The following is a 3,196-nucleotide window of genomic DNA, read 5'->3' as shown; positions in this document are numbered from 1 at the left end:
GGCGCGTAGGGGTGGGGGGCGTGGCCGCCAGGGGCTCGCCCGCGTACGTGTCGTCACCGCCACCGTGGCCGTAGCCGCCACCGTGGCCGTCGCCGTCCCCGTCCCCGTCGTCCAGGACGATCCGCGGCACGTCCATGGGCGGCAGCACACCCGCCGCGGCGGTACGCGCGTCGGTGACCAGGAGTACGGGCGCCGCGTCGGCGAGGGTGCCGCGGACCCGGTCCGCCGGATAGTCCGGGTCGACCGGGAGATAGGCAGCCCCGGCCCGCTGCACGGCGAGCGCCGCCACCGGGAGGTCCGCGCCGCGCCCGAGGGCGAGCGCGACGGTTTGGTCCGGGCCCGCGCCGTGCCGGGCGAAGAGCGCCGCCAACCGGTCGACGCGCTCGGCGAGTTCGGCGTACGTGAGCCGCAGACCGTCCGCTTCGAGAGCGGGCGCGTCGGGCGTGCGGGCGGCGTGCCGGGCCACCGTTTCCGGCAGGGACTCGGGCTCCGGCGCGGCCGGCCCGCGCGACAGGGCGAGCAGGCGGTCGCGCTCGGCCTCGGGGAGCACGTCCAGATCCCGCAGGGGCGCGGCCGGGTCGGCGGTGACCTGGGTCAGGAGGGTGAGGTAGCTGTCCGCCCAGCGGGTGACGGCCTCCGGCGAGAACAGGTCCGTACGGATCTCGAAGCTGCCGTCCATGCCGTCGCCGTTGTCCCGCACGACACCCACGAGGTCGTGTTCGCCGCCTGTGTGGATGCGCTCGGGCTCGGCGAACTCCCGTACGGCCGACACGCTCGGCTGCTCCGTCAGGTGCATGAACACCCACTGGAAGAGCGGGGAGCGGCCCGCGCTGCGCTCGGGGGCGACGGCCGAGACGATGCGGCCCACCGGCAGGTCGGCGCCCGCCATCAGCGCGGGGAAGTCCGCGCCGAAGCGGGCCAGGACATCGGCGAAGGAGTCCGCTTCGGCAATGCGCCATCGGGTCGGCACGGCGTTCATCACATACCCGATGACCTGGTCGAGACCCTTGGCCGAGCGGTTGGCGACCGGGGTGCCGAGCACCAGGTCGTCGGCGCCGGACACGCGGTGCGCGAGGACCGCGAAGGCCGTCATGAGGACGACGTAGACGGAGGCGCCGCGCTCGCGGGCCAGCGCGCGCACGGCCCGCGCGGTGGGCGCGTCCACGCGGAAGCGGATCTGGACGATGCCGTCCTCGTCGCCGGAGTCTCCGGTGCCCGAGCCCGCGGCTGGGCTCCCGTGGCCCGGCACGGTCAGCGGGCCCGGCGGGTCCGCCAGATAGCGGCGCCAGAAGTCCAGGCGCGCGTCGAAGACCCCGGCAGCCTCCAACTCCCCCTGCCAGGAGGCGAAGTCCGCGTACTGGATGGCAGGACGCGTCAGCTTGGGCTCGACGCCCGCACGCACCGCGCGGTACGCCTCGGCGAACTCGGTCTGCAGGACGTCGAAGGACCACCAGTCGGTGATGATGTGGTGCAGGCTCAGCATCAGCGTCGTACGCGTCTCGTCGACACGTACGAAGCGGCCGCGGATCAGGCGGTCCGCGGTGAGGTCGAACGGGCGACGGCGGAAGGCGCGGAAGGCCTGCTCGATGGTGGTGTCCGTGCCGCGCAGGTCCTCGTGCTCCAGTACGAAGGGGCCCTCGTCCGGGAAGTCGACGCGCGGCTCGTCCGCCGTGCCGGAGATCCGGGTGCGCAGGATGTCGTGGTGGGCCTGGACGAGGGTGAGCGCGGCCGCCAGGTGGGCCGGGTCCACGGGCTCGTCGAAGTGGTAGGCGCAGCAGAGGTTGAGGGCCGGGGTGCCGGGATAGAGCGATTCGTACACCCACAGGTCCCGCTGGGCGGGGCTGAGCGGCACGGTTCCCCCGGCGTCGCGGGGCGGCACGACCGCGGGGACCTCCCGGGCGCGGCCCGCGTCGACGAGGCGGCGCATCAGCCGGATCCGCTGCTCACCGCTGAGCGCGCTGAACCGGTCGGCCATCGAAGGCTGGTTCGCGGCCGTGGAAGGCTGCTTCGCGCCCGTGGAAGGCTGGTTCGGGGTCACAGTGCGGCCTCTCTCAGCTCGGCGAGGCGGTGCAGCCCCGCGAGTACCTCGTCGCGTCCGATGCCGAAGTCGATGAAGCAGGCCACCTCGTCGCAGCCCAGGTCGCGCAGGTCGGCGAGCATCTTGGCGCAGGTGCCGGGCGAGCCGAGGAGGCTGCCCCAGGTCAGATAGCGCCGGAAGGCGAACTCGGCGAGCATGGCGGTCTGTTCGCCGGTCAGCTCCGCGCCCTGCCGCGCGTCCGCCGCGCGGTTGGCGGCGGTCTGGCGCAGATACGAGGCGAGGTACGCCTTGAGCGGCCCGGCGGCCCGGCGCCGGACCTCGGCGTCGTCCGCGCCGACATAGGTGTGCGCCATCAGCGTGACGCGGCCGTGCGCGTCGGTGCCTGCCTGGTCGGGGGCGGCGGCGCAGGCCGCGCGGTAGCGGGCGATCTTCTCGGCGAGTTCGTCCCTGCTCTGCCCGACGGTCGCGCCGAGCACCCCGGCGCGCAGCCGTCCGGCGGCCTCCCAGGTCGCGGGGTTGCCGGAGGTGGTGATCCAGAGCGGCAACTCGCGCTGTACGGGCCTGGGTTGCGGGACGACGGCGACGGGCTGCCCGGTGCCGTCGGGGTAGGTGCCCGCCTCGCCCGCCCAGAGCCTGCGCAGCTCGGGGATGGCCTGGAGGGTCCGCTCCCTGCGGTCCTCGTAGTGGCCGGGGGCGAGGGTGAAGTCGGCGGAGTGCCAGCCGGTGGCGACGGAGAGCCCCACCCGGCCGTGCGAGAGGTTGTCGACGACCGCCCAGTCCTCGGCGACCTTCAGCGGGTGGTGCAGGGGCAGGACGACGCTGCCCGCGCGGATCCCGATGCGCTCGGTGGCGACGGCGAGCGCCGCGCTGAGCACGGGCGGGCTGGGGAAGACCTGGCCCACCTGCTGGAAGTGGCGCTCGGGGGTCCAGATGGCGTGGAAACCGAGGCGGTCGGCAGTGCGGGCGACGGCGAGGATGTCGTCGTACGTCTGGGAGTGCGGGGCACCTTCGTCTCCATTGCCCGCACCGCTGTCCGCGCCGAAGAACATCACGCTGAGGTCCACGGCCTCTCCTCCTGTTCCCTGCTGAGGTGGCTCTGCTGATCCTGCTGGCGGGGCACGCGCGGCCGCCGGGTGATGGGAGCCGCCGGGGCGGGGC

2 protein-coding genes are annotated in these 3,196 nt (G+C 74.3%); both read right to left on the bottom strand.

Annotation, left to right across the window (positions count from 1 at the left end; translation table 11 throughout):
• Positions 1-2,038 (bottom strand): condensation domain-containing protein (locus GKQ77_RS30645; protein ID WP_219692381.1); only part of this gene is annotated, 2,038 nt, incomplete at its 3' end.
• Positions 2,035-3,102: a MupA/Atu3671 family FMN-dependent luciferase-like monooxygenase gene (locus tag GKQ77_RS30640; RefSeq protein WP_219692380.1), complete on the bottom strand. Its 1,068-nt coding sequence runs from the start codon at positions 3,100-3,102 to the stop codon at positions 2,035-2,037. The genes GKQ77_RS30640 and GKQ77_RS30645, both read right to left, overlap by 4 nt.
• Positions 3,103-3,196 lie beyond the last annotated feature (94 nt).

This window comes from Streptomyces anatolicus (genome assembly GCF_019400875.1).
GTDB lineage: Bacteria > Actinomycetota > Actinomycetes > Streptomycetales > Streptomycetaceae > Streptomyces > Streptomyces anatolicus.
The sequence above is the reverse complement of the archived record's forward strand: the minus strand, read 5'-3'. Positions and strand labels throughout refer to the sequence as shown.